21 protein-coding genes are annotated in these 22,263 nt (G+C 66.2%); 13 read left to right on the top strand and 8 right to left on the bottom strand.

Annotated elements, in window-relative coordinates:
* Nucleotides 1-58 precede the first annotated feature (58 nt).
* Nucleotides 59-694 carry an HD domain-containing protein gene (locus ACNQS7_RS10000; protein ID WP_418012438.1) on the bottom strand — a complete coding sequence of 212 codons (636 nt, stop codon included), beginning with the start codon at nucleotides 692-694 and terminating at the stop codon, nucleotides 59-61.
* 102 nt (nucleotides 695-796) lie between these two features.
* Between ACNQS7_RS10000 and ACNQS7_RS09995 the strand changes: the two genes are divergently transcribed.
* A complete protein-coding gene (locus ACNQS7_RS09995) occupies nucleotides 797-1,222 on the top strand; it encodes a DoxX family protein (protein ID WP_418012437.1) in 426 nt (141 codons plus the stop codon).
* Here the strand turns inward: ACNQS7_RS09995 and ACNQS7_RS09990 are convergent.
* From ACNQS7_RS09990 to ACNQS7_RS09980, 3 genes are all read right to left on the bottom strand, one after another.
* Nucleotides 1,215-1,937 (bottom strand): hypothetical protein, encoded by a 723-nt coding sequence (locus ACNQS7_RS09990; RefSeq protein ID WP_418012436.1) that lies wholly within the window; start codon nucleotides 1,935-1,937, stop codon nucleotides 1,215-1,217. The two genes, ACNQS7_RS09995 and ACNQS7_RS09990, sit on opposite strands and share 8 nt — an antisense overlap.
* Nucleotides 1,937-2,767 (bottom strand): oxidoreductase, encoded by an 831-nt coding sequence (locus tag ACNQS7_RS09985; protein WP_418012435.1) that lies wholly within the window; start codon nucleotides 2,765-2,767, stop codon nucleotides 1,937-1,939. The genes ACNQS7_RS09990 and ACNQS7_RS09985 overlap by 1 nt, the downstream gene beginning before the upstream one ends.
* A 73-nt stretch (nucleotides 2,768-2,840) precedes the next feature.
* Complete coding sequence (locus ACNQS7_RS09980) at nucleotides 2,841-3,104, bottom strand: hypothetical protein (RefSeq protein WP_418012434.1); 264 nt, start codon at nucleotides 3,102-3,104, stop codon at nucleotides 2,841-2,843.
* Between the two features lie 176 nt (nucleotides 3,105-3,280).
* Here ACNQS7_RS09980 and ACNQS7_RS09975 point away from each other — a divergent pair, with 176 nt between their 5' ends.
* Nucleotides 3,281-3,979 (top strand): MspA family porin, encoded by a 699-nt coding sequence (locus ACNQS7_RS09975; RefSeq protein WP_197419809.1) that lies wholly within the window; start codon nucleotides 3,281-3,283, stop codon nucleotides 3,977-3,979.
* A gap of 14 nt (nucleotides 3,980-3,993) precedes the next feature.
* Here ACNQS7_RS09975 and ACNQS7_RS09970 read toward each other — a convergent pair whose 3' ends face one another.
* Complete coding sequence (locus tag ACNQS7_RS09970; RefSeq protein ID WP_418012433.1) at nucleotides 3,994-4,659, bottom strand: nitroreductase family protein; 666 nt, start codon at nucleotides 4,657-4,659, stop codon at nucleotides 3,994-3,996.
* Nucleotides 4,646-6,175, bottom strand: coding sequence for an Hsp70 family protein (locus tag ACNQS7_RS09965; protein ID WP_418012432.1), 1,530 nt, complete (start codon nucleotides 6,173-6,175; stop codon nucleotides 4,646-4,648). The genes ACNQS7_RS09970 and ACNQS7_RS09965 overlap by 14 nt, the downstream gene beginning before the upstream one ends.
* Nucleotides 6,176-6,390: 215 nt before the next feature.
* Between ACNQS7_RS09965 and ACNQS7_RS09960 the strand changes: the two genes are divergently transcribed.
* The 10 genes from ACNQS7_RS09960 to ACNQS7_RS09915 all read left to right on the top strand — a co-directional run bounded on the left by ACNQS7_RS09960 (nucleotide 6,391) and on the right by ACNQS7_RS09915 (nucleotide 17,478).
* Nucleotides 6,391-7,164 (top strand): MlaE family ABC transporter permease, encoded by a 774-nt coding sequence (locus ACNQS7_RS09960; RefSeq protein WP_055577452.1) that lies wholly within the window; start codon nucleotides 6,391-6,393, stop codon nucleotides 7,162-7,164.
* On the top strand, nucleotides 7,161-7,964 hold the full coding sequence (locus ACNQS7_RS09955; protein ID WP_310785031.1) for an ABC transporter permease: 804 nt from the start codon (nucleotides 7,161-7,163) through the stop codon (nucleotides 7,962-7,964). The genes ACNQS7_RS09960 and ACNQS7_RS09955 overlap by 4 nt, the downstream gene beginning before the upstream one ends.
* A gap of 19 nt (nucleotides 7,965-7,983) precedes the next feature.
* On the top strand, nucleotides 7,984-9,405 hold the full coding sequence (locus tag ACNQS7_RS09950) for an MCE family protein (RefSeq protein WP_418012431.1): 1,422 nt from the start codon (nucleotides 7,984-7,986) through the stop codon (nucleotides 9,403-9,405).
* Nucleotides 9,406-9,429: 24 nt separating this feature from the next.
* A complete protein-coding gene (locus tag ACNQS7_RS09945) occupies nucleotides 9,430-10,452 on the top strand; it encodes an MCE family protein (RefSeq protein ID WP_418015952.1) in 1,023 nt (340 codons plus the stop codon).
* Nucleotides 10,449-11,738 (top strand): MCE family protein, encoded by a 1,290-nt coding sequence (locus ACNQS7_RS09940; RefSeq protein WP_310785037.1) that lies wholly within the window; start codon nucleotides 10,449-10,451, stop codon nucleotides 11,736-11,738. The genes ACNQS7_RS09945 and ACNQS7_RS09940 overlap by 4 nt, the downstream gene beginning before the upstream one ends.
* Entirely contained in the window at nucleotides 11,735-13,024 is a 1,290-nt protein-coding gene (locus ACNQS7_RS09935) for an MCE family protein (RefSeq protein ID WP_418012430.1), read from the top strand. The genes ACNQS7_RS09940 and ACNQS7_RS09935 overlap by 4 nt, the downstream gene beginning before the upstream one ends.
* The gene (locus ACNQS7_RS09930) at nucleotides 13,021-14,148 is read left to right on the top strand and encodes an MCE family protein (protein WP_418012429.1); all 1,128 of its coding nucleotides are present in this window, start codon (nucleotides 13,021-13,023) and stop codon (nucleotides 14,146-14,148) included. The genes ACNQS7_RS09935 and ACNQS7_RS09930 overlap by 4 nt, the downstream gene beginning before the upstream one ends.
* A gap of 1 nt (nucleotide 14,149) precedes the next feature.
* Nucleotides 14,150-15,562, top strand: coding sequence for an MCE family protein (locus ACNQS7_RS09925; protein ID WP_418012428.1), 1,413 nt, complete (start codon nucleotides 14,150-14,152; stop codon nucleotides 15,560-15,562).
* A gap of 234 nt (nucleotides 15,563-15,796) precedes the next feature.
* Nucleotides 15,797-16,936, top strand: coding sequence for a PucR family transcriptional regulator (locus tag ACNQS7_RS09920; protein ID WP_418012427.1), 1,140 nt, complete (start codon nucleotides 15,797-15,799; stop codon nucleotides 16,934-16,936).
* A 59-nt stretch (nucleotides 16,937-16,995) separates the two neighbouring features.
* Nucleotides 16,996-17,478, top strand: coding sequence for a 2,4'-dihydroxyacetophenone dioxygenase family protein (locus ACNQS7_RS09915; RefSeq protein ID WP_418012426.1), 483 nt, complete (start codon nucleotides 16,996-16,998; stop codon nucleotides 17,476-17,478).
* On the opposite strand, the gene ACNQS7_RS09910 is transcribed toward ACNQS7_RS09915, so the two are convergent.
* Entirely contained in the window at nucleotides 17,479-19,710 is a 2,232-nt protein-coding gene (locus ACNQS7_RS09910) for a carbon starvation CstA family protein (protein WP_418012425.1), read from the bottom strand.
* Between the two features lie 101 nt (nucleotides 19,711-19,811).
* A complete protein-coding gene (locus tag ACNQS7_RS09905; RefSeq protein WP_418012424.1) occupies nucleotides 19,812-21,335 on the bottom strand; it encodes an ATP-dependent DNA ligase in 1,524 nt (507 codons plus the stop codon).
* 111 nt (nucleotides 21,336-21,446) lie between these two features.
* Here ACNQS7_RS09905 and ACNQS7_RS09900 point away from each other — a divergent pair, with 111 nt between their 5' ends.
* Nucleotides 21,447-22,205 carry an SDR family NAD(P)-dependent oxidoreductase gene (locus ACNQS7_RS09900; protein WP_055577462.1) on the top strand — a complete coding sequence of 253 codons (759 nt, stop codon included), beginning with the start codon at nucleotides 21,447-21,449 and terminating at the stop codon, nucleotides 22,203-22,205.
* Nucleotides 22,206-22,263: the final 58 nt, after the last annotated feature.

The following is a 22,263-nucleotide window of genomic DNA, read 5'->3' as shown; positions in this document are numbered from 1 at the left end:
ACAGATGTACATGTACAAATGTACACTACCGTCGTGGCGGGTCACCACCGGTCGGCGGTCAGTTTCCCCATCGGCCGAGGGCGGCCATCTGTTCCAGCAGGGTGATTCCACCGTCGCGGCGTTCGCGCAACACCTCGCCGGCCATCGTGTACGGGAGCGCCGCCTCGGGACTGCGTTGCGCCTGAGCGGCGATCGCGTCCATCAATGACTTCGCCATGGCCAGGCGTGGGTAGCGGGCATGGATGGCCGCGGCCGCCCGGTCGTCGATGAAGTCGGCGTTGCGGCCGAAATCGATCCCCACGCCGCCGTTGACCAGGTAGCAGATCGGCCCGCGGCGCTGGGCGATTCCGAATGAGCTGTGCAACGCAATCGCTTCCCACACCGCATCGATGACCGCACGTTCACAACCCTGCTCGGTCAGCAGGTTGGCCGCCAGGTCCGCGCCTTCGATCTCGAAGCGTTCCTTGCCGGCAGCGGCCGTGCCGGCGCCGAGATCGTGCAGGACACAGCCCAGGAACAGCGTCTCGCTGTCGAAATCCGAGCCGGGTTTCAAGCCTTCGTGTGCGGCGAGCAGCTCGCCGAAAAGGTAGCTGCGCACGCTGTGGTTGAAGACGGACTCCGATTCGGTTGATCGGGCTAATTCAATTGCAGCGCAGGCAACTTCAGAGCTCAGGAGTGATGGTACCGGTTGCATGAACACGACTGTACGAGCCGCGGCGGTGGCGGCGTGAGTGGCGCAGCAGACACCGATCCCACTATTTCGGCCATGTCGGGCCGCGACCGTAACGTGGGCGCCATGACAAACGACCTCAACCACCGCGTGGCCGGCTTGTCGCCGGCAGTTTTAAGCCTGTTCCGGTTGGTCTACGGCTTCCTCTTCGCCGGCTACGGCTCGATGATTCTCTTCGGCTGGCCGGTGCCATCGGGGCAACCCGTCGGGGTCGGCGACTGGCCGGGCTGGTATGCCGGCGTGATCGAACTGGTCACGGGGCTGTTGATCGCTGCGGGACTGTTTACCCGTGTCGCTGCCTTCGTGGCCTCCGGCCAGATGGCGGTCGCGTACTTCTGGATGCATCAACCGCTGGCGCTCTGGCCGATCAGCAATCCACCCGACGGCAACGGTGGAACTCCGGCGATATTGTTCTGCTTCGGCTTCCTGCTGCTGGTTTTCACAGGGCCCGGTCGGTACGCGGTGGGCGGTAGACGGTTGCGGCTCAGATGATTCCGCTGACGCGTTCGCTGCAGTAGGTCCGTTTGGGCTGAGGGAATGTGACGGTGCGCGCCCCCGATGGGCAGGCCGACGTGTCGACCGTATTGTCCAGCCGCGTGGTGATCCGCACCACGGTGCCGCCGGCGCCGCAGCTCACCGCGCGTATCGTCTCGCCGTTGTGATCGGACGAATAGCAATGGCTGACAAGCAGATTGGGTATGAAGCAGCGTCGCAAACCGTCGTGCTCAACGGATAGGTAGGAGCTGCTGTCGAGCTTGCCGTCCGGACAGTTGCCCGTGGAGTCCGCTTTTGCGGCGTATTCGAGCACCGCCTCGGGATTGCCGCAACTCTTGGACTTCCAGCGCTGCTTGTCCAGGATTTCGTTGGTGAAACAGTCGCCCACCGCCAGTCGGGTGCTCCGGCCGGCGGCCAGGGCCACCGTGCCGACGACGCCGAGGGCGCTCACGGCGAGCAACACGACACCCGCGACGATCAGGCCTGCGCCCGACTTGTGGGGTGGAGGCGGCAACGGCGGGTAGCCGCCACCGGGGTAGCCCGGGAATGCGGGCGGGTACCCGCCCGGTTGGCCGGGCAGGTGGCCCGGCGGGAACTGGGCCTGAATGCGCCGCGCCGAACGCCTTCGCAACCCGATGATCAGCAGCGTCACACCCATCGCGGTGCAGACGAGTGCGCCGAGAGCCCCCGCCGCCAGCACCGCTCCCTGCATCAGCTGTCCAGATTGGTGCTGGTAGTGAACTCTTCCCAGGCCGCGATCTCGGTCGCTCTGCGTTCGGCGATGTGGCGGTAGGAGAACAGCGCGTCCTCGCCGAGCAGCAGGAAGGCGGGTGGCTCGTCGGACTCGACTGCGGTGATGATCACCCCGGCCGCCTTGGCGGGGTCACCCGCCTGACTGCCGTGCATGGTGTCGTTCTCGATCCGGCGGCGCCCGGCGGTGTCGGCGTAATCGTCGATGACGGAAGAGGATTGGGTCAGCGAACGTCCGGCGAAATCCGTTCGGAAAGCGCCGGGTTCGACGACGGTGACCGAAATGCCCAGCGGCGCAAGCTCACCGTGCAATGCCCCGCTCATGCCTTCCACGGCCGCCTTGGCGGCCGAGTAGTAACCCGATCCGACCGGTGTCAGCTGCACGCCGATCGAGGAGATGTTCACGATCGCACCGGAGCGGCGCTCCCGCATGCCGGGTAGCACCGCCTTGATCATGGCGACGGCGCCGAAGAAGTGGGTTTCGAACAGGGCGCGCACATCTTTGTCGTCACCTTCTTCGATGGCGGCGCGATATCCGTAGCCGGCGTTGTTCACCAGGACGTCGATGCCGTCGAACCGATCCTGAGCCTGCTGGACGGCCGCGCCGACCTGTTCGGCGTCGGTGACATCGAGGGCCACGGCCAGCGTGCGCTCGGATGCGGTGTCAGCAAGGTCGGCGATTTTCGAGATGTCGCGTGCGGTGACGACGACGTTGTGGCCGGCGTCGATTACCGCCTCGGCGAGGGCTCGGCCCAGGCCGGTCGAACAACCCGTGATGAGCCAGGTGGACATCGGCGACCTTCCTTCCGGTCAGAGGCGTTAAAGCCAGTAGGCGGAACGGAATTTGCGAGTTGCGCTGACCGAACTAGAATCCCATCTTCCGGCATTTGACGTTCTGGTTCTGACAGTACATTCCGCTGCCGGTCCAATCCTTCGGTCCGGCCCCTTTCTCGGTGGCGTCGCGGTCGCGGGGATCGATGGTCAATCCGGGGATGACGATGAGCAGGTCGTCGATGATTTCGGGTACCGCATCATCCGGATCGGCGCGGGCTACGCCGGCGCTGCCCGCCAGGGCCGACATCGCGATCAGGACGGCCAACAGGGCGGAAGCGAACCTGTGACGTGTCATTGGTCGCCCTCCCTGCCGATTGGCGCGAACGGTCAACTGCGGAGTCTACTCGCGACACGGTTTGTCCAGCCTCCCGTCTTTGCATCGCGAACCAGCTACAAACGCGCAACAACTTCGAGTTGCTGCCTCGCGCAAACCCGGACAGTAATCCCGCCGTGCCTAGCGTGTAGGCCGTGATGCCGATTTCCGCGGTTGTTCGCCGTGCTGCGGTATTCGCTGTGTGCCTTCTGTTGGTGACGCCCGCTGCCGCGGCGACTGCGCAGCCCGGCGCCGAACCGGTGTCGGGCACGGGATCACCGGCCGACGGTGTCCTGCCCCCTGGCACACCCGCGCGGGTCAACACCCCCGATGGCTGGACGCTGGCCCTCGGTGCGAAAGACGAGAAACAGGTTCCCGTCGCGCCGCTGACCACCGCGGCGTCGTCGCGCGAATACCTGTCCAGCGGGGTGTTCGTCGCCTCGCTGCAGGGGCCGGAACCACCGCACGGCATCCTGGAAGTCGGCTATGAAATCGGCTGCGGCATCGACATGAGCACCGCCAACGGCGTCACCATGGCCAACGGCGGCGGTATCGCCCCGTCGCTCGGCGCGGAGTTGCCGTTGGGGCCGGGCCAGCCACCGGTGCTGCTGCCGCTGATCACCGGCTCGTACAACGGGGTGGTGAGCGTGGGCATGAAGCCCGGCTTCGTCGTCGTGGTCCCGGTCGTGCGAAAAGAGTTCAAGGGCCCGAACCCCTGGATCATGATCAGCGACTTCCACATCAAGATCGACGGATGCGTGGGACAGTCGTTCATCCGCTCGTACTCAACCTTGACCCGCATCACCGATGAATCTGACGTGGTGGTGTCCTACGTCGGCACAACCAAGGCCGTCTGAGACGCGCGCAGGGGTCAGCCGTCGAAGACCGGCCCGTCGAAACGTTCCAGAGTCACGAACTCGGAGACCGGCCGGCGGCGCAGTTTGGTCAGCTGGTGCCGTGGCTTTCCGAGCGGCACCAGCGCCGCGACCGCGTGCGAACCCGGAATTTCCAGCAGCTCGCGGACCGCGTCTTCGCGTGCAATCGCCATCGTGGTGATGGTGCCGCCATAGCCTTCGTAGCGGACGGCCAGCAGAATGCTCCACACCAGCGGGTACACCGAGGCTCCGCCGGCCAGTCCGGCGCGGTCCAACTCCTGATCCAAGGCGGCCACCACGTTCAGGTCGACGGAGACGACCAGGACGACGGGGGCGTTGATCATCGGCGCGATGAACGTCTCGGGAACCGCGGTGTCATCGATGACGTCTTGCGGCACCGCGGTGGGATGCACCGCATTCCAGGGGTTTTCACCGGCGGTCAGCTGGGCGAAATAGCGACGGGCGGCCGGTACCCCGAGTTCCGCGAGTCGCCGGCGGGTACCGGCGTCGCGCACCACCGTGATGTGCGAACCCTGCCGGTTGCCACCGCTGGGAGCAAACCTGGCATTGTCGAGGATGCGGTACAGGACGTCGTCAGGCAGTGGGTCGTCGGTGAATTCCCTTGCGGCGAAGGTGCTTCGCAGGACGTCATAGAACTCCATGGCCCCGCCGTTCCAGCCGGAAGGTGCGTTGGATGCCGGTCGGCTGGGTGGTGAGGGTGACTTCCACCGCGCCGGTAGGGCCAACGCTGTAGATCTCCTCGACGTCGGGCCCCTCCTGCCAGCGGCCCACCGGCTGGCGCCGCAGATCGTCACGGTCGCTCAGGGCCGGGTCGAACGGGAACAGGACCGGATCGTACGGTGTGACGTCGCCGTCGGGGCGCCCGTCGACCACGCGGCTGCACTCGACGAACCGGAAGTGCCCGATGTTGTGCGCCGCCCGGTACTTCCGGCTGACGACCAGCGGTGTGCGTCCGTCGGCGGGAAGCGCGGCGTCTTTGGGCACGATCGGGTCGAAGACCACGTCGGCGCCGGCGTGTGCCTCCCGGAAAACCCCGAAGTGCCGCGAAAAACGTTCGGAGAGAACGAAACCCGACTCCGTGTCCAGAAAGACGGCAAGTCCGATGGCGGTCGCGGCGAACGGGTGCGGTGAGCGCTTGACCCGCTTGTCGCCGAAGCTCGCGCGCAGCATCCGCGACACGATCGGGAAGCTGCCCGCGCCACCCACCACGTAGATACCCGCCACCTCCGACCACGGGACGTCTCTGCCGTCACCGACCGGGTCGTGCAGGACGCGCGAAAGAAGCTCCGTGGTCTTGTCGACGAGCGGTGCACACGCGGCGTACACATCGTCGATCGGGCAGGAGAACGGCGGGCGGTCAGCGCCGTCGACGACGCTCAGGTCCACCAGGAAACGCCGGGTCTGCGGACCGACCGCTTCCTTGCGCGTGGCGCACTCCTCCACGAGCAGTTCGTAGGCTGAATCCCACACGCCGGGCAGTTGTGAGTCGGCAAGCACCAACTGCGCGATCGCGTCGTCAAAGTCGTCACCGCCGAGCCGTTGAATTCCCTCGCTGACCACGACTTCGTTGACGTGCCCGGCCATTTTCAGCAGCGAGGCGTCGAACGTGCCACCGCCCAGGTCGTAAATCAACACGTATTCGCGTTTGGCGGTGATCGTGGAGCGGTACCGGTGGGCGTATTCCAGTCCCGCGGCGGACGGCTCGTTCAGCAGCGCGACGACCTCGAACCCCGCCGCGGCGAAAGCATCCAGAGTCATAAAGCGTTGAGCGCTAGACGAATTGGCAGGCACGCTGATGGCAGCTTGGACGGCCTCACCGCTGGCGGCGCCGGCATTCGAGCGCTCGATGAGATCGCTTTTCAGCTGGGCCAGAAACCCGGTGAGCAGATCGGTCAACCGGTATTCACGGCCGGCCAGCCGCACCATGGTCTGCGGCCCGGCGTCGTTGAGCAGACGCTTGAACGACCTGAGCACCTCCCAGCCGGGTTCGTGGCGCACCGCCGCCGCGTCCAGGCCGTAACGCAACTCGCCGCGGGGATCGGCCGCTATCAACGACGGCCACGTGTCGACGCCGTCGTAGGAGACGACCGGGTAATTGCCCCGGTCGACGATCGCTGCGACGGTGTGGGTGGTGCCGAAGTCGATACCGACTCTCATTCCGCACAATTCTAGGGCCCGGCAAGGCAGTTGGGCACCACCCCGCCACCAGCGCGCCGCGGCGGGTGCGGCGACGCGGCGCGGAATCGTTCCTGGCCAGCCCATACGCAAGTGTTTTCGGGAACGCAAGTTGGCGACCTAAGTCCCTAGTGCGACGGCGTGGGCGTTGCGCAAGCTGAACCGGCCGGCATTGCGCAAAGTAGAGGAAGCCGCCGATGGTTTCAGTTGAGTTGGAGAGGGTCACCAAGCCGCTGCGATCCGTCGGCGAGTTCTTCGCGATGTCACTGGACACGTTCGTGGCCATGTTCAAGCTGCCGTTTCCGTGGCGCGAATTCCTGCTGCAGAGCTGGTTCGTGGCACGGGTCTCGCTGATTCCGACGCTGCTGCTGACCATTCCGTTCACGGTGCTGGTGGTGTTCACCCTCAACATCCTGTTAGTGGAGTTCGGTGCCGCCGACTTCTCCGGCACCGGCGCAGCGACCGCCTCGGTGACCCAGATCGGCCCGGTGGTGACGGTTCTGGTCGTCGCCGGCACCGGGGCCACCGCCATGTGCGCCGATCTCGGTTCCCGCGCGATCCACGACGAGCTCAACGCATTACGGGTGATGGGCGTGGACCCCATTCGCCGGCTGGCGGCGCCCCGGGTGTTGGCTGCCACCGTTGTCGCGGTGTCCCTGGTGTCGCTGGTGACCCTGGTGGGTCTGGCCGGCTCGTTCGTCTTCTCGGTGTTCGTTCAGCACGTCACACCCGGGGCCTTCGCCGCCGGTCTGACCCTGATCACCCACCTGCCCGATCTGATCCTCGGCCTGGTCAAGGGTGCGCTGTTCGGGATGGCGGCGGCCTTGATCGCCTGCTACAAGGGCATTTCCGTGAGCAAGGGGCCGCAGGGCGTGGGCAACGCCGTCAACGAGACGGTCGTCTACTCTTTCATCGCCCTGTTCCTGATCAACATCGTCGCCACCGCGGTCTTCTATACGGGGCCGCAATGAACGTGGTGGCGAGCTGGAATCACGTTGGCGCCCAGGTGGCTTTCTACGCCCGGACATTCGCCGAGATGCGCACCGCCTTCCGGCGGTATGGCAGGGAGATGGTACGACTCGTCGCCCAGATGAGCATGGGCACCGGAGCGCTGGCAGTGATCGGCGGGACGGTGGTCATCGTCGGCTTCCTGACCCTCTCGACCGGAGCCGTGATCGCCGTTCAGGGCTACAACCAGCTGTCGGGCATCGGCGTGGAAGCGATGACCGGCTTCATCTCCGCCTACGTCAACGTCCGGATCATCGCCCCGGCGGTGGCCGGTGTGGGCCTGGCCGCCACCATCGGGGCCGGCTCCACCGCGCAGCTGGGGGCGATGAGCATCGCCGACGAAATCGACGCGCTGGAAGTCATGGCGGTCCGCTCGGTGGCCTACCTGGTCTCCACCCGGGTGGTGGCCGGTGTCGTCGTGGTCATCCCGCTGTACTGCGTGGCTGTGGTGTGCGCCTTTCAGGCCGCGCGATTCGGAACCACCAGGCTCTATGGACAGTCCACCGGCGTGTACGACCACTACTTCCACACCTTCCTCAACTCGATCGATCTGCTCTGGTCGTTCGTCACGGTGATCGTCGCGGCGATCGCAATCATGTTGGTGCACACCTATTACGGCTACACCGCACGCGGTGGTCCCGCCGGGGTGGGGGAGGCGGTGGGCCACTCCGTGCGCACTTCGTTGATCGTGTTGACCCTTGTGGTGCTTGCGATTTCGCTGTCCGTCCACGGCCAGTCCGGTCACTTCAACTTGTCGGGCTAGCGGGCGGATCGGAGTCGGCATGCAGGAGTCACGACCAGGGGGAATGCATCCCGCATGGTGGACCCTCATACTGCTCGTGTCGACGATCGGCGTCGTCGCGGCGACCTCGGCGCTGTTCAGTGGGTCGTTCAAATCCTATGTTCCGGTCACCTTGGTCTCGGACCGGGCCGGCCTGGTGATGGACCGCGGGGGCAAGGTCAAGATGCGCGGCGTGCAGGTGGGCCGGGTCGGCGCCGTCAGCACCGGCAAAGACGAGGTGCGCCTGCGGCTGGACATCTACCCGGCAGAGATCAGGCACATCCCGGCGAACGTGCGGGCCCGCATCAGGGCGACCACGCTGTTCAGCGCCAAATACGTCGACCTGGTCTACCCCAGTGACCCCAGCGGCCGACACCTGGCCGCGGGCGCTGCGATCAGGGTCGACAGCGTCGGCACCGAGGTCAACACGATGTTCGCGAACCTGGTCAAGGTGCTCAGCCAGATCGACCCGGCCAAATTGAACGGGGTGCTGTCGGCGCTGGCCGAAGGGCTGCGCGGACACGGGGCAGCCATCGGTCAGGGCATCACCGATGCCAATGAGGTGCTCCGGGCGGTCAACCCGCGCGCAGAGACGATCCGCGCCGACACCCGGGCGGCCGGCAGCGTCGCCGACACGTATAGTGCTGCGGCACAGGACATTCTGCGAACACTGGACACAGCCAGCGTCACCAGCTCGACCCTCTCCGACGCACCCGACCTGGATGCGTTGCTGACCAATGTCATCGGCCTGTCGCGCAGCGGAATCCAGGTTCTGGGAGCGAACCGGGACAACCTGATCAAAGCCGTGAACCTGCTGGAGCCCACCACCGGCCTGTTGATGAAGTACAACCCCGGACTGACGTGCATGCTGGTCGGCGCCAAGGTTGCCCTGGACACCGGTTACCTGGAAGCAACCGGAGGCGCGAACGGGTACTCACTGGTCATCGACAGCACTCCGCTGTTCGGCGCCGATCAATACCGCTATCCGCAGAACCTGCCGATCGTCGGGGCCAAGGGCGGTCCGGGCGGTAAACCGGGTTGCGGATCCCTGCCCGACGTGGCAGCGAATTGGCCGCTGCGCCAACTCATCACGAACACCGGCTGGGGAACGGGTCTGGACATCCGGCCCAACCCCGGCATCGCGTTCCCCGCCTACGCCGACTACCTCCCGGTGACCCGCGGGATCCCCGAGCCGCCCAGCATCCGCTACCCGGGCGGCCCGGCGCCCGGACCGATCCCGTATCCCGGGGCGCCGCCCTACGGCGCCGCGCAGTACGCCCCGGACGGAACACCGCTCTACCCGGGCCTACCGCCGGCGCCCCCGCCGGGTGCACCGCGCGAACCCGGGCCCGCGCCTCCGGGATCCGAACCGTTCGTGCCACCGGCGCCCGCTGAGGTGCAGCCCACCCCGAGCGGCCACTAGTACTCAGGAGCAGACCACGTGAGAATGACTGTGCTAGGGGCGATCTGGCGGCTCGCCGCTTTCATGGCCGTGTGCGTGCTGGGCCTGATTGCCATGCTGGCGATCTTCGCCGACCTGCGGTTCGGTAAAGAGAAGCAGTACCACGCGACGTTCAGCAACGTCTCCGGGCTGGAGGCCGACAACTTCGTGCGCATCGCCGGAGTCGAGGTCGGCCAGGTCAAGAAGATCTCGATCCAGGACGACGGCACCGCCCTGGTCGACTTCAGCGCTGACGATTCCGTGGTCCTTAACGAGGGCACCCGGGCGGTCATCCGGTACCAGAACCTGATCGGCGGGCGTTATCTCGCCCTGGAGGAAGGCCCGGGCGGCGCAAGGCAACTCACGCCGGGCGGCACGATTCCGCTGGCCCGGACCGCGCCCGCGCTGGACCTGGACGCGCTGATCGGCGGCTTCCGGCCGCTGTTCCACGCGCTGGATCCCAACCAGGTCAACGTGCTGTCCAGCGAACTGATAAAGGCATTCCAGGGTGAGGGCGCCACCATCAGCTCGGTCCTGGTGCGCACCGCGGCACTGACGAACACGCTTGCCGATCGGGACACGCTGATCGGGCAGGTCATCGGGAATTTGGACACCGTGCTCGGATCGCTGGGCGACCAGAGCACCCAGTTCGCCAAGGCCGTCGACGCGTTGGCGCAATTGCTCGCCACATTGGCCGACCGAAAGCAGGACATCAGCACCTCGCTGGCCTACAGCAACGCGGCGGCCGGCTCCGTCGCCGATCTGCTGGCACGGGGACGGCAGCCGCTCGGGAAAGCCCTGCACGAGTCGGACCGGATAGCGGGTCTCGCCCTGGACGACCACGACTACTTCGACGATCTACTCAACACGCTGCCCGATGCCTATCAGATGCTCAATCGCCAGGGCCTGCACGGCGACTTCTTCAGCTTCTATTTGTGCGACCTGATCTTGAAGGTGAACGGTAAAGGGGGGCAACCGGTTTACGTCAAGGTGATCGGTCAGCCGTCGGGGAGGTGCACGCCGCGATGAAGTATTTCTCCGAGCGCAATCCACTTGTCGTCGGCGCAGTCGGCGTGGTGGTCGTCGCCGCGGCGGTGGTGACCGCCCTGACGTACAGCAAGCTGCCGTTCTTCAAATCCGCCAAAGAGTATTCGGCCTACTTCGCCGAAGCGGGCGGGCTGTTGATCGGGACGGCGGTGCAGGTCTCGGGATACAAGGCGGGCAAGGTCGACAGCATCGCCCTGGACGGGCCCCGCGTGCTGGTCACCTTCGAGGTCGACAAGCACATCCGGCTCGGCGAACGCACCGAGGCATCCATCAAGACCAAAAGCCTGTTGGGCGCCAAGATCCTGGAGGTGACGCCCCGGGGCGACGGCCGGCTGCGCGGGCCGATTCCGCTCGAGCGCACCACATCGCCCTACCAGCTTCCCGACGCACTGGGGGATCTGGCGGCCACCATCAGCGGACTGGACACCAACCGCCTGTCCGAATCGCTGGGGGTGCTGGCCGACACCTTCTCTGACACCGCGCCCGACCTCAAGATCGCGCTGAGCGGCGTGGCCCGGTTCTCCGCGGTGCTGGCCGACCGGGACGCGCAACTGCGAAATCTGTTGTCCAACGCCAATAAAGCGACAACGGTGCTGGCCGGGCGCAGCGACCAGATTGTGCGTCTGGTTGCCGACAGCAATGCCGTCCTCACCCAATTGCGCAGCCAGAGCCGGGCCCTGGATCAGATATCCGGCAACATCGAGGCAGCGAGTCGTCAGGTCAAAGGCTTCATCGCCGAACACCGGCAGACGCTCAAACCGACGCTGGACAGACTCAATGCGGCGCTGGCGATCGTCGACCGCCGCAAGGAGCGGATTGCGCTGGCAATCAAGAAGTTCGACGACTACGCGCTGTCGCTGGGCGAGTCCATGTCCACCGGGCCGTGGTTCAACTTCTACATCGCGAACCTGATCCCCGGCCAGTTCATCCAGCCCTTCGTCGACGCGGCGTTCTCCGACCTGGGGCTGGACCCCAATGTGCTATTGCCCTCGCAACTCACGGACCCCGAAGTCGGTCAGCCCGGCACACCGGCGTTGCCGATGCCGTACCCGCGCACCGGCCAGGGCGGCGAGCCACGGTTGACCCTGCCGGACGCCATTACCGGTAACCCCGGCGATCCCCGCTACCCTTACCGCGAACCGCCGCCCGCACCACCGCCAGGCGGGCCGCCACCGGGACCACCGGCATTGGCGCCCGGTCAGACGTCCCCACCGCCGGTGCCGACGCACCCGCCGGTGTTCGTGCCGGCTCCGGGGGAACAGCGATGAACCGCAACGTCATTCGCCTCGGACTGGGTGCCGTCCTGGTGTTCACCCTGATCGCCGGAGTCGCGGCGGCCTGGCATGGCCTGGCGGCTTCCGGCAAGACCAGGGTGGTCGCCTACTTCCAGAACAGCAACGGCATCTTCGCCGGTGACGAGGTGCGCATCCTGGGGGTAGCCGTCGGCAAGATCGACACCATCGAACCCCAACCCCGACGCGTCAAGATCACCTTCTTCTACGACTCCAAGTACCAGGTGCCCGTCGACGCCAAAGCGGTGATCCTGTCGCCGTCACTCGTCACATCGCGGGCCATTCAGCTCACGCCGGCCTACACCGGCGGCCCGCAACTGCCCAACGACGCGGTTATCCCCCTGGAGCGCACCGCCGTACCGGTGGAGTGGGACGACCTGCGTTCGGATCTGGAAAGACTCGCGCAGATGCTGCAGCCCACCCGGCCCGGCAACGTCAGCCCCCTCGGCGCGGTCGTCAACACCGCGGCCGCCAACCTGCGGGGCCAGGGCGCGACCATCCGGGACACCCTTCTCAAGCTCTCCCAGGCTGTTTCTGCGATCGCCGACCACAGCAACGATCTCTTCAGCACGGTGCGCAACCTGTCGATCCTGGTTTCGGCGCTGCAGAGCAGCGCGGACCTGATGACGCGGCTCAACGAGAACCTCGCCGGGGTGACCGGACTGCTGGCCAACGATCCCAACGAAGTCGGCGGTGCCGTGGCTGCCCTTGCCGAGGTGACCCGTGACGTCACGGGATTCGTGGCTGAGAACCGGGAAGCGCTGGGCACTTCGGCCGACCAGCTCGCGTCGGTGTCCCAGGTACTCAACGCCAGTCTCGGCGACATCAAGCAGGCGCTGCACATCGCCCCGACCGAACTGCAGAACTTCATGAACATCTACCAGCCGGCTCAGGGCACGTTGAGCGGAGCGCCGGCGTTCAACAACTTCGCGAATCCCATCGCTTTTCTCTGCGGAGCCATCCAGGCGGCGTCGCGGCTGGGGTACCAGCAGTCGGCGAAGTTGTGTGTGCAGTACCTGGCGCCGATCATCAAGAACCGTCAGTACAACTTCCCGCCGCTGGGCGAGAACACCGTGGTCGGTGCCGCGGCGCGACCCAATGAGGTGACCTACAGCGAGGACTGGCTGCGGCCGGACTACGTTCCACCACAACCGAATACGTACTTCGGAGCCGGACTTGTGCCGTGGCCGGCCGAGATCCACGCCACCGATCCCGCCGACGGACTGCCGGGACTGCTGCTGCCGGAGGGGGGTAACCGATGATTCGCCGTGCGAGGGCAGCTCTGTTGTTGGGGGTGGTTGTGCTGGTTCTGGGTGGCTGCGGATGGCGCGGTCTCAATTCGTTGCCACTGCCGGGCAGTGTCGGAAACGGCGCCGGCTCGTTCATGATTCACGTCCAAATGCCCGACGTCGGGACCCTCGAGCAGAACTCCCGCGTCCAGGTTGGCGATGTCACCGTCGGCAACGTCACCAGGATCGAGCGCCAGTCCTGGCATGCGCTGCTCACCATCAGGCTCAACGGTGACGTCGACCTGCCGGCCAACGCGACCGCGACGATCGGACAGACCAGCCTGCTCGGTTCGCTGCACATCGAACTGGCACCGCCGACCGACGTCCCGCCGCAGGGCAAGCTGAGAGAGGGATCGCTGATCGCCCTGGCGTCGGCCGGCAGCTACCCGTCGACCGAGCAGACCCTGGCAGCTATCTCGTTGCTGCTCAACGGCGGTGGCATCGGCCAGATTCAGGACATCACCGAGTCGTTGAGCACGGCTCTGTCCGGGCGGGCCGACGACCTGCGCAGCCTGATCGGGCAGCTGGACCGGTTCACCGGCTCGGTGAACGATCAGACCGGTGACATTCTGGCCGCCACCGAACACCTGAACAACCTGGTCGGCCAGCTCGCCGAGCAGCGTCCGGTACTGGACCGCGCGCTTGCGACCATGCCGAATGCGCTTGCCACGCTCAACCAGGAGCGCCAGCAACTGGTCGAAGCCCTCGATCAGATCGGCAAGTTCAGCGCCCTGGCGGCCGACTCCGCCAACCAGACCAAGGACGCTCTGGTCAAGGAGCTGAAAGACCTGGGGCCGGTGCTGGAATCACTCGCCAGTGCCGGTCCGGCACTGACGCGCTCGCTGGGACTGCTGCCCACCTACCCCTTCCCGAAGGACACCATCAGCAAGTGGGCCCGCGGCGATTACGCGAACCTGACCGCGATCATCGACCTGACATTGAGCCGGCTCGACGCCTCCTTCCTCACCGGCACCCGGTTCGAGGGCAATCTGACCGAACTCGAACTACAGTGGGGCCGCACGATCGGTCAAATGCCCAGCCCGGCTACTGCCGGCAATCCCCTTGTGGCGCCTTACCATTGGGATCAGGGACCCTGATATGCCGCCGCTGACAAGGCGAATCCTGATCCAGCTGGCGATCTTCGGGGTGGTCGCGCTGGTGGGTGGCACCGTGATGGCCCTGGGTTACATGCAGTTGCCGGCGATGTTCGGCGTGGGACGCTACCAGGTCACCGTGGAGTTGCCGCAGGCCGCGGGTCTCTACGTCAGCGGGAACGTCACCTATCGCGGCACCGAGGTCGGCCGCGTCGAGAGCGTGCGGCTCACCGACACCGGTGTCGCGGCGGTGCTTTCGCTCAAATCGGGCGTCGACATCCCTTCGGATCTCGATGCTCAGGTGCACAGCCAGTCGGCGGTAGGGGAGCAGTACGTGGCGCTGTTGCCGCGCCGGGATTCCCGGCCGCTGCGCAACGGGGACGTGATCACCCGGGACCGTGTGTCGGTGCCGCCCGATCTGGACACCTTGCTGGACTCGGTCAACAGGGGTATGGAAGCGATCCCGCGTGACAACCTGAAAACCGTTGTGGATGAGTCTTTCACGGCCGTGGGTGGCCTGGGACCTGAGCTATCCAGGCTGGTGACGGGCACCAGCGCGTTGTCCAGTGACGCCCGCAAGAATCTGGGGCCGCTGCTCACGCTCATCGACCAATCCAGGCCGGTGCTGGACAGCCAGGCCGCGTCCCCGGACGCGGTAACGCAGTGGGCCGCCCATCTGTCCGACATCAGCTCGGGACTGCAGCGAAACGACGGCGCCCTGAAAGACGTGCTACGTGACGCGGGACCCGCGGCGATCGAGGTGCGCCGGCTGTTGGACCGGGTGAACCCGACGCTGCCGATCCTGCTGTCCAATCTGATCGGCGTCGGCCAGGTCGCCCTGACGTATCACGCCGGAATCGAACAGCTGCTGGTGCTGCTTCCCCAGGCCGTCGCGACCATTCAGGCCATCGGCGTCCCCAACCGAAACACCAAACAGGCCTACCGGGGGGCCTTCCTGAGTTTCAATCTGCGGCTCAACCTGCCACCGCCGTGCACCACCGGCTACCTGCCGGCCCAACAGCAGCGGGTGCCGTCCTGGGAGGATCACCCGGACCGGCCGCCGGGTGATCTGTACTGCCGCGTGCCGCAAGATTCGCCGAACAACGTTCGCGGCGTTCGCAATACACCGTGCGTAGCACAACCGGGCAAACGCGCGCCGACGGTCGCGATGTGTGAGAGCGATCAAACCTATGTACCGCTCAACGACGGCTACAACTGGAAGGGCGACCCGAACGCGACGCTGTCGGGTCAGCCCGTCCCGCAGCTGCCACCGCCGTTACCCGTCCCGGCCGCCGAATACGACCCCGCCACCGGCAGTTACGTCGGCCCCGACGGGCGCGTTTACACCCAGTCTGATCTGGCCATCGCCGGTGGGCAGCGCACCTGGCAGTCGATGCTGCTGCCGCCCGGCAGTTGATCGGGGTAGTCACGCACATCGGCCGAGCATTGTGGCAGCGGCACAACGGGATTAGATTCTGCCTGTATGGAGCCTCAATGGCGGCCGCTTCGGGAGCCGGCCGCCCGGCGCGTGTGGGAACAGGTGTTACGGCCGGTCGCTGCCCAATTACGCTCGGAAGCAACAGCACTGGCTGCGGAGATAGTTGAGCGGTACCAGGCCGTAGTACCCACGGTAGTGCCCGACCCACCGGCTGTGTCCGAGCAGCTGATCAGCGTCGAAGACAGTCTGCGCCAAGTGGCCCAGTGCATCGATACGGGCGACGACCCGCGCGGGCTCGAACTCACCCCATCCACCGTCGTCATCGCGCGCTCCGGGGTGCAGCGAGGGATACCTCTCAACGATCTTTTTCGATCCGTGCGTCTGGCGCACGAGAGAGCGTGGCAGTGGACGTTCAAACAGATCGTGACGAGGGCACCGACACCCGAACAGGCCGCGAGCCTCGAGCTTGTGAGCACCTTCTTCTTCGCCTATGCCGACGTGATTCTGCTCGAGGCCGAGCGCCACTACGAAATCGAGCGCGAAGCTTGGCTGCGAGGCACGGCTGCCGCGCGGGCAGCGGCGGTGGAAGACATCCTCGCCGGAACCGAAGTTGACCCTCAACGTGCTTCGAAACGCATGCGCTATGACATCAACCGCCACCACCTCGGTGTCCGCGCCTGGCTCGATAGCTCGAGTGACGACCCTGGGTTGCAGAGCACACTCACGGCGGCGCTGTGGCGGCTCATTGAGGCGCTGTCGGCGCAAAGTCCCATGATCCTTCCCGCTGGTTCGATGGCAATCACAGCCTGGCTCAGCCGGCCGCAGGCGTTCACCGCGGCCGAGCTGGCGTCCTTGGGCGATGACGCTCGATCCCCCGACGGGGTGTCGGTGGCGGTCGGTGAACCGGGATGGGGGATCGGCGGCTTCCGCCGCACCTATCTCGAAGCCTCGCATGCCCACCGACTCGCCTCGTTGCTGGGCGAGCGTGCCGCGGTCGTGACTCGCTACCGAGACGTCGCCGTCGCGGCGCTGGCCAGCGCGGACGACGAGCATGCCGTGGCATTCGTCAAGCGCGTCCTCGGACCGTTGGCCGTCGACGATGAAGCGACGTATCGGGTAGCCGCAACCCTGGCGGTCTACCTCGAGGAGAACCGCAGCCCGGGCAGGGCCGCGCAACGGCTCACCGTGCACCCCAACACCGTGAGCTACCGCGTTCACCAGGCGGAGCAACTCCTCGGCCGCCAGATCGACAACAACACCGTGGAGCTGTCGGTGGCCCTGGCGTTGCTGCCCGCGGTGCGGGGGCTCACCGAGCACGGTGGTTTTGTGACGGCAACACAAATGCGTTGGTGAACTCTGTCGCCCTGCCCCGAGCTTATGGCGCGACCGTTGCTTAGCGTCTTGCGGCATCGGTGAGCGTGCCGATCCGGGATGAGGAGGAGCAGATGCAAGCGCTACAGGAACTCGACGTCAACTACATGAACGGGTCCGACAATCCGTGGGTGCCGTTCACGCCACTGAGTGACCAGGTCTTCTTGAAGTACTGGAAGATCGATCCGGTGCGCGGCGAGCTCATCGTCTCGATGAAGATCCCCGCCGGGGCGGAGATGGGAGCCCACTATCACACCGGAATCGTTGTGGCGCATACCATTAGCGGAGCGTGGCGCTACCAGGAGAACGACTGGGTCGCGCGGGCCGGAGACACCCTGTACGAGGTAGCGGGCTCGTCGCATAGCCCCGAAAGCTTCGAGGACACCGAGATTTTTTTCGTCCTGATCGGGGAGTTGTTGTTTCTCGACGAGGACAACAGATCCTGTGGCAGGAAAACCACAAGACCAGCCTCGAGCGCTACCTTAACCACTGCGCTGAGAATGGCCTACCGGCAAGGGATCTGACTAGCTGGGGCGCCTAGCGGTCATCGCATCCCATTGACGCTGGACATCGCGTTCGGCCGGGGTAGGGATCAAGCCGGCGGGGGCGAACCGGGTCGAGTCCACCGAGTCGTCCTCGGTCACCGGGCGCCCCCCGCCGCGAATCATCCTGACTACCGCGATGATTGCGGCGACGACCACCACCACGACCACGGTGGCGAAAACGATCGACAGGGTGCCCTGAATGAAGGTGTTCCTGATGACCGCGTCGAGTTGATGAGCGTCCGTCGCAGATTTGAACGCCGTCTTGCCTGCCCGTCGTGCGGCTGAGTACTGGGCGAACTGGGTCCAGTAGCCGACGGCAGGGTCGGACGAGAAGATCTTCTGCCACGATGCGGTCAGCGTGACGGCGAGATCCCATAGCAGCGGAATGCCCGGGACCCAGGCCCATTTGAGCAGGCCCGTCTTGATTACGACCACGGTGACGACGGCCAGTGCGATCGCTGCGAGTAACTGGTTGGCGATGCCGAAGAGGGGAAACAGCGTGTTGACGCCCCCGAGCGGATCGGTCACTCCCATCAGCAGGATGCTGCCCCACAGTGCGACCACGGCGAGGCTGCAGACCCACACGCCGGGCCGCCAGCTTGGATTGCGCAGCTTGGCCAAGGGGCCGCCCAGGTTTCCCAGCGCGTCGGAAAGCATGAATCGATTGACGCGGGTGCCCGCATCGAGGGTGGTCAGGATGAACAGCGCCTCGAACATGATCGCGAAGTGATACCAGAACGACTTCATGCCAGCGCCGCCGAATACGCGGTGCAATATTTCGGACATTCCGAATGCGAGTGTCGGTGCGCCGCCGGTACGCGACACGATCGAGTGCTCGCCGACGCTTGCGGCGGTCCGGCTGATTTGGTCAGCGGTAGCCGGTGTCCCGGACAGGCCGAGTTTGTTGACGTAGTCCGCCGCGGTGGCCGCGGTGCCGCCGGTCTGCGCGAGCGGCGCGTTGAGAGTGAAGTACAGATGCTGGTTCAAAATCGACGCCGTGATCAGCGCCATGACTGCGACGAATGACTCGGTGATCATGCCGCCGTACCCGATCAGCCGCATCTGGCTTTCCTTCTCCAGCAACTTCGGCGTCGTCCCGGACGAGATGAGCGAGTGAAATCCGGACAGCGCGCCGCACGCGATCGTGATGAAGAGAAACGGGAACAGCGAGCCGGCGAACACCGGTCCGGTGCCGTTCGTGGCGAACCGCGAGACCGCGGGCGCCTGCATGACCGGGTGCGCGATACAGATGCCGACTGCGAGCAACCCGATGGCCCCGACCTTCATGAACGTGGACAAATAGTCACGCGGCGCCAGCAGCAGCCACACCGGCAGCACTGACGCGGCGAATCCGTAGACGATCAGGCACCAGCACAACGTGACCGGGGACAGGCTGAACCAGCTTGCCCCCCAAGATGTTTGTGCGATCCAGTTACCGGACGCGACAGCGGTCAGGAGCAGCGCGAAGCCGATCAGTGACACTTCGCCCACCCGGCCGGGACGCAGGAAACGCAAATAGCAGCCCATGAAGAGGGCGATTGGGATGGTCATCGCAATGGAGAAGACACCCCATGGGCTTTGGGCCAGGGCGCCCACCACGATCAGCGCCAGCACCGCGATCAGGATCACCATGATGACGAGCACTCCGACGAGGGCTGCGGCACCGCCGGTCGCGCCGAGCTCATCGCGAGCCATCTGCCCCAACGAACGACCACGCCGCCGCGTGGATATCCATAGGACCAGGTAGTCCTGCACGCAGCCGCCGAACACCGCGCCGAGGATGATCCAGATACTTCCGGGCAGATAACCCATCTGGGTGGCCAGTACCGGACCGACGAGGGGTCCGGCTCCGGCGATGGCGGCGAAGTGGTGTCCGAACAGCACCCGCCGGTCGGTCGGCACAAAGTCGGTGCCGTCATCGAGCACTTCAGCAGGCGTCGCATGGTCGTCGCGCGGGCGAACGATCTTCGACTCGATCATTCGCGCATAGAACCGGTATGCGATCACGTAGGTGCAGATGGCGGCGACCACGAACCAGACCGCGTTCACCGTCTCGCCTCTCGCGAACGCGATGATTGCCCAGGCGCTGGCACCGAGCACTGCGATGACTCCGAAGACGATCTTGTGCCGACTGCTGATCGGGGAGCGATCGACGATCGCGACGGGCGGTAGGTTGGGTTCGGTGCGGATGTAGCTGACGTCGCTGTCCACCCGGGCTCCCTTCCAGCGGCCGATAGCGACTGTGAATCTACCGACGCCTCTGCGGCGTGTCGCGTCGTGAGGTTCCCACTCGGCGCCGGACCAGCGGCGGGTCAGTACATGGCGCGCACGGCGTCGATGGTGTCGGCCTCAGCGGGGCTCTTGTCGTCGCGGTAGCGCAGCACCCGCGCGAACCGCAGAGCCACGCCGCCGGGATAGCGGCTCGAGCCCTGCACCCCGTCCAGGGCGATTTCGACCACCTGCTCGGGTCTGACCGCTACGACGTACCCGTCGGTGCCGGCGGTCGCCAGCTCGGTGAACCGCCGGGTCTGCCACTCCAGCATGGCGTCGGTCATCCCCTTGAAAGTCTTGCCGACCATGACGAAGCCGCCGGATTCCGGATCCCGGGCGCCGAGATGGATGTTGGACAGCTTGCCGCGGCGACGTCCCGAACCCCACTCCACGGCCAGCACAACCAGGTCCAGGGTGTGCACCGGCTTCACCTTCAGCCAGCCCGCCCCGCGCCGCCCCGCCTGATACGGGGCGTCCGGCGCCTTGGCCATCACACCCTCGTGACCTGCGGCCAGCGTCGCGTCCAGGAATCCGGCCGCGGCCGTGGCATCGGAGGTGACCAGCCGATCCACCCGGTGCTGTGTGGGCACCAGCGCGTCCAGCGCGGCGAGCCGCTCGGTGGTCGGCGCATCCAGCAGGTCGACTCCGTCGCGATGCAGGATGTCGAAGAAGAACACCGAGAGCGGCTGCTTGTCGCGCGCGGCAACCACATCCACCGATCGCCCGAATCGTGACGCGGTGACCTGGAAGCGGTGCGGCCTGTTGTCCGGGCGCAGCGCGATCGCCTCCCCGTCGGCGATCAGGTCGGACACGGGCAGGGCCAGCGTGGCCTCCACCACCTCGGGCAGCCGGGCGGTGACGTCATCGAGGCTGCGAGTGTAGACGGTGACATCGTCACCGCGGCGGTGGATCTGCACTCGCGCGCCGTCCAGCTTCGCTTCGAAAATCGTTGTGCCGTCGTGGCGTTCGAGCGCACCGGCGACATCGGTCGCGGTCTGCGCCAGCATCGGCCCGACCGGTCGGCCGACCTGCAGCGTGAAGGCGTCCAGTGATCCGCCGGTCAGGGCCGCCGCGGCAACGGCCGGCAGATCCCCGCCCAACATCGCCGCTCGTTGTATCGCGGCGGCGGGGAGTCCGGCGGCCCTGGCCACGGCGTCCGTCATGATGCCGATCAGCGCGCCCTGGCGCAGTTCGCCACCGAGCAGACGGACCAGGAAGGTCTGCTCGGATTCGGTTGCCGCGACGAACAGCCCGGTGAGCAGGGCGGCCCGCCGCGCCTGGGAACCCTTGCCCGCGACGGAGCCGATCTCGGTGAACGTGGCATCCACCTGCCCGACGGTGAGCGTGGCTTCCGGCGCGGGAGGAGGTAGCGAGCGCAACGCGGCCCAGCCGACGCCGATCTGGCGCTGTCGGAGCTCACCGGAGAGCCACGACACCACGGTCGCCACCAGTTCGGGATCGGCCGCGGCACCGCGCAGCAGGTCGGCGATGTGGGCCACCTTGGTCAGCCGCGACGAGGTGGCGCCCACATTAAGCGAAGTGCTTGCTACATCGACAAGGAGCACGTCTCGAGCTTGGCATGGCTCGGTGACAAGGTGTCCGAGCCGACCGGCTACCGTGACGGGTTAACGTTACAAATCTCAGTCAAAGTGACAACCCAGATATTGGAGGTTCGGGTGGAGATCAGCGGGAAGAAGGTCGTCGTCATCGGCGGCGCCTCGGGGATGGGACGTGCCAGCGCCGAACTTCTGCACCAGCGCGGTGCCCAGGTGGCGGTGCTCGACCGGGAGAGTTCGGACGGCAAGGCGGTAGCCGACGGGATCGACGGGAAGTTCTATCCGGTCGATGTCACCGACTTCGCCGGCACCGAGCAGGCGTTGCAGGCCGCGGTCGACGATCTCGGTGGCCTGCACGTCACCGTGACGACCGCCGGCGGTGGCATCGCCAAGCGGACCATGACCAAGTCCGGCCCGCACGACCTGGAGTCCTTCCAGTCCGTCATCGACCTGAACCTGATCGCAACGTTCAACATCAGCCGGCTGGCCGCCGCGCACATGGCCAAGAACGACCCCGAGGATGAGGAGCGTGGCGTCATCATCAACACCGCGTCCATCGCGGCGTTCGAGGGCCAGATCGGGCAGGTCGCCTACACCGCCGCCAAGGCCGGCATCGCGGGCATGTGCCTGACCATGGCGCGCGACCTCGGGTCGCTGGGGATCCGGGTGCTGGCGATCGCGCCGAGCCTGTTCGCCACGGGCCTGACCCAGGGCATCCCGGACGAGTTCGCCGCGGCGCTGACCAAGGACGCGGCGTTCCCGAAGCGTCTCGGCCGGCCCGAAGAGTACGCCAAGCTGGTCGCCGCCATCGTGGACAACCCGATGCTCAACGGCCAGTGCCTGCGGCTGGACGCGGGGCAGCGCTTCGCGCCCAAGTAGCACCCCGGCCGGGGCGGCTCCTCACGGCGCATTGAGTACACTCTTTAGGGAATCAGCA

The organism is Mycobacterium sp. 23, assembly GCF_048287075.1.
Lineage (GTDB): Bacteria > Actinomycetota > Actinomycetes > Mycobacteriales > Mycobacteriaceae > Mycobacterium > Mycobacterium gordonae_B.
This window is presented reverse-complemented; position numbering and strand designations above follow the sequence as displayed.